This window comes from Cronbergia sp. UHCC 0137 (genome assembly GCF_034932285.1).
In the GTDB taxonomy this organism is placed as follows: domain Bacteria; phylum Cyanobacteriota; class Cyanobacteriia; order Cyanobacteriales; family Nostocaceae; genus Cronbergia.
In genome coordinates this window covers 120,211-124,983 of the sequence record NZ_JAYGHC010000002.1, presented here as the reverse complement: position 1 = coordinate 124,983, position 4,773 = coordinate 120,211, and the positions used below count along the sequence as shown (strand labels likewise).

The window sequence follows — 4,773 nt, the reverse complement described above, 5'->3', positions numbered from 1 at the left end:
GGTGATTGGTGATTGGTGATTAAATAATCTTCAAATCCGTGCCATCCGTGTAATCCATTAAATCCGTGATCGTGATTGAATAACTCAACTAATCGTAAAAGTTTCCACAGTCTCCTGCAACTTCTGGGATATCTCCACCGTAGTTTGTAAAGATTGGGAAATTTGGCGAGAAGAATCACTACTGCGTTGAGAAACAGCAGCAATATCTTTCATCAATTGACTAACAATTTGTGAGGTTTGTCCTTGAGAAGCCGTAGCAGTAGAAATTGACTGAACCAAAGAATATATTTGTTGAGAGATATCAAAAATCTGATTCAAATTCTCCTTGGCATTTTCAACAATTTTGGTACTTTCAACTACCTGATTAGTCCCGACTTCCATCGCTTGCACAACTTCACTCGTTTCTCGCTGAATTTTCTCGACAATTAGCTCAATTTCTTGAGTAGCAGTGGCACTCCTAGCTGCTAATTCGCCAACTTCTTCAGCAACCACCGCAAAACCTTGTCCCTCTTCCCCCGCTCGCGCTGCTTCAATACCAGCATTAATTGCCAACAAATTAGTCTGCATAGCAATTTGATTAATTAAAAACACCACCCGCGAAATTTGTTGAGACGACTCTCCCAACCGTCTGACTTTTTTTGCAGTTTCACCAACTGTATCCCGCAAAAATAAAATATTCTGCACAGTCAAATCCATCGCTTCTCCACTGGAAGTAGCAGTATTAGCAGCTTCTTGAGCCGTATTAGCTAAAGCCTGTATAGCATTATTTATCTGATCAACAGCATCTAAATTACTATTAATTTGAGCCGCTTGCATTAGTGCTTCTTCAGCTAATTCCTGAATAATATCCTCATTAGAACCAATTGCTATATTCACCTGACTGGCAGCATTTTTAACTTGATTGACTATATCCCGTAAACTTTCTATCATCGAGTTAAAGAAATCTGTAAAAAGGTTCATTTCATTGGATATCATCTCCGACTTACCTGTAAAATTCCCTTGAGAACTAATGCTCAGTAACTTTAAAATATGGAGATTTTGAATATTTGTAGGACTAGCTTGAATCTGCTCCAAAAGTTTCGATTTTTCAACGGCATAACCAATGTTAATTCCCAGTTGTGCAAATAAATCAACTTCCAACGGTTGCCAAACACGGTAAATTTGACAATCATGAACAATCACTAACCCGAAAAGTTTCCCTTGCACCATAATCGGAGTAATTAAACTACTTTTAATGGCATACTTTTCTAACAACTCAGTATGATTTTTATTCTGGTTTGGTTTTTCGTCAATATTAGCACCAACAACTCTTACCCTCCCATCTTGATAAGATTCTACATTTATTTCTTGAAAATAGGGATGATCACCGTGTAAATTAATCATCCTTTCCCAATCACCAACCACCGACTCAGCGACAACTATTCCTTGCCCAATCGTAGAACTTAGTTGATAGAATATTACTCTGTCCGTTTGTAGAACTTGACGAACTTCTTGCACTACCATTTGATAGATTTCTTCTACTTGAAAACATCTACTAATTTGCTGGTTAATAACCGTAAGCAATTTCAGCCATTTAACCTCTATGTCTGTCGCAGAATATAGATTGTTTTTATCTTGTCCTACCTTGCTTGCTGGCAGCACTTTATTCACAACTCTCTTTGTGCCATTCATGGTTAACCAACCCACAAATAAAGCCAGCGATGCCATAAGTAATACAATTAATGCTGTTATACTAGCAATTAAGCTTAAAAGTTGTTTTTGTGGTTCTAATGCAACTACTTGATCCTGAGCTAGAATTGCTTGCCATTTAAAATCTCTTAACTCTTTTATTTCTGGTAACTGTGCATAACTGATTAGTTTTTGCTGTTGAGTTTTTGTAACAACTTCTACACCTTTTAATTCTAACAAATTATCTAAATTTGGATATATCTCATTTACATTTTTACCTAAATCATCCTCTTTAGCTGTCAGAAAAATGTTACCTATATCATCAAAAAAATAATATTTATTTTCCTGAGCAGTATAACTTTTTATGATCTCTTCTAAGGACTTTAATGGTATACGTGTTCTGACTACGGCTATGGTCTGACCCGTAACTGTATCTTTAACTGGTGCAGCCATATAAACCACTGCACTTCTATTTTTTAATATTTCTGGTTGACTAATTACAGGTGCATTATTTTTGATCACATCTTGAAAATATTTCCGGTTTCTTTCCTCACCAATATCTCTACCTCTAGATTTAACAATTACTCTTCCGTCAAGATCCAACACTGCAACGCTGTCATAGGCTTTATAAGCTTTGACAAATAGATCTAATGCTGCTTGTTTTTCTTGAATATTGGTATTGGTACTAACTTTAGCACTTGTTAAAAATGGAAGATTCGATAATACCTGAATATCTCCATAGCGTTCTAATATAAAATGGTGAACTTTATTACTTAGATCAATTGTTTTTGTTTGCTGATCTAAGCTAATTTGTTTTGTTAACGAATTACTGGCAAAGGTGTAAGTAAATGCGGCAAATCCTATGATTGGTAATGTGGAGGTAATTATTAAAAAAATCAAGGCTCTTGTATTTAAACCGACGCGCCGAAAATATTTCACTACACGATTATTAGGAGAATTAGACACAATTTTCTTGTTACTCTGGCTGGGATTTTCTACAACTTTTGGTAATGATATCGGCGATGTTTTATTTGCAGTATCGTTACTATGAACTGATTTTATCTTATTAAACATAAAGTAATTTTCCTAAATTTATTAATCTCCTCTGACATTAAGAACAGAATGATTGATAATACTTGGTGCATCTAACACCAAAAATATTTCTTCTTCCTGAACTATACAACCACATAAATAAGGTACTAAACTAGATGCTACTTGTCCTATAGGAGAACGAATTTCATCATTTGTAAATTTAGTAGTACCTTTGATTTCTTGCACAACTAAACCCAAAAGCTGTGATTCCACTCGAACAACAATTACATTGTACTGCCGTAGGCGATGATCTATACATTCTAAATTAAACATTTTTGGTAAATCAACTGTCCAAATAATCCGACTACGCCAATTCATCAATCCTAATATACACACTGGCATATTAGGCATGGCCGTTACAGATTCTACAGGGACAATAATCGCTTCTTGGGTATATTTGATTGATAAAACAGCCGCAGTTTGTTGATTTAGTTGAAATTTAAGATAGTTATCTCCTAAGCTGTGTTGGTTCGGTTGGGAAGAAAGAGTAATATTGGAATTTTTCATTATGGGCATTAAGTAATAATTATCTCATGTGTTTAAACACAATTTTTATTAAATCTGATCTTTTAAAAGGCTTGGTCAAATAACCAGATGCCCTGACAATTTTAGCCTTTGCTCTGTCTATAAATCCACTTCTACCAGTCACCATAATAATAGGTGTATTTTTAAATGATGAATGCCTTCTTAGTAATGAACATAATTCATAGCCATCTAGATTTGGCATTTCTACATCTAGTAAAATTAAATCTGGCTTACTTCTAATTATTTGCATTAAGGCTTTTATCGGATCATTAATCATTACAACTGAAAATCTGTAGTTATCTAAAAAATGATTAATAGAATTTAATACTGTTTGACTATCATCAATACAGGCGATCGTGAATGTCTTTTTTTGACTGGATAATTGATTATTTTCTTTAGTTTGAGTGATGAGATAATTAAATTCTTCTTCAGGTTGTTTATAAGTGGATAAAGGATCAGCCGATAGTCTAGTAGGTTGGGTATTTGGTCGCGGAAGTAAATATTTTTGACAATGTTTGACTATTAATCGCAAATCCAAATGACTGAATTTTGGTAGTTCATTTAAGTAATTATCTGGCTGTAATTTATAGTTCCCTGCTTTTAAACACAAAAATGACTCTATCACCTCTTTAGCTAATTCTTCTACTAACATTCCTGCTTGTGCGGGTGTAATATATTCTTGATCGACTAACCAGCAAATAAATTGATATTCTGATTGTGAGATTAATTCTGGTTGATTGTTACTTACTAACATTAGCTGCATCTGTTCGTAAGTTGTGCTGTTGATGTTAGAGATTGGATGATTTAATCTTTCTAAGTGACTTTGAAATCTTTCTAATACTCGATCTGAATAGGAGGCATAAGTAAGTTTACCTTTGTCTAAATAGATCGACCAAGATACATCCTCACTCAATACGTTTAAACACCCTGTAACTTGACGATCGCTTAATTGTGATAGTAGGGATAAGGGGTGTAGTTTCTGAAATATCTTGTAGCTACTTATAGAAGTTGTCATGATTGTGATTTTACTGTTTACGGCAGATATTCTGCAATTAAATTTAAGTATAATTGATTAAATTGTTTGTAGTGTTCAGTATGGATTATTTTGTTTTGATTGGTAGGAATAATCAATTTTAAACCCGTTCGTTAAAGATGATCAAATCTTTGTCAACTTACCTGCCTATACTGAGTTTATCCGACATCTTGGGGAAATCAGACAAAAAATGTAAATGCCAGATAAAGTCACTCTCCATTGAGAAGTAGGTAAATGACCACAGTAATAATACTGATTTAGTCAATGATATTCAAGATTCTTATTTATGTATTTCTACTAACTAATTTTCGTGAATAACAAGCTATGCCACTTTAATCCTTATCCTGGTTAAAATGCTGTCACTTGCTGCTTGACTGGGGACTAATAGCCCCGGTCATAATCTACGGGTTTGAAGGTGAAAAAGGTGAATCCAGTGCAAGGAATAAGCGTTCAAA

The 4,773-nt window shown here is 34.3% G+C and carries 3 protein-coding genes; all 3 read right to left on the bottom strand.

The features are described 5' to 3' along the window. Window positions 1–84: 84 nt before the first annotated feature. The 3 genes from VB711_RS01315 to VB711_RS01305 are packed head-to-tail and all read right to left on the bottom strand — an operon-like array spanning window position 85 to window position 4,300. Window positions 85–2,742 (bottom strand): methyl-accepting chemotaxis protein, encoded by a 2,658-nt coding sequence (locus VB711_RS01315; RefSeq protein ID WP_323283869.1) that lies wholly within the window; start codon window positions 2,740–2,742, stop codon window positions 85–87. A gap of 21 nt (window positions 2,743–2,763) precedes the next feature. After that, window positions 2,764–3,267 (bottom strand): chemotaxis protein CheW, encoded by a 504-nt coding sequence (locus VB711_RS01310; RefSeq protein WP_323283868.1) that lies wholly within the window; start codon window positions 3,265–3,267, stop codon window positions 2,764–2,766. A 19-nt stretch (window positions 3,268–3,286) separates the two neighbouring features. After that, window positions 3,287–4,300 (bottom strand): response regulator, encoded by a 1,014-nt coding sequence (locus VB711_RS01305; RefSeq protein WP_416233543.1) that lies wholly within the window; start codon window positions 4,298–4,300, stop codon window positions 3,287–3,289. Window positions 4,301–4,773: the final 473 nt, after the last annotated feature.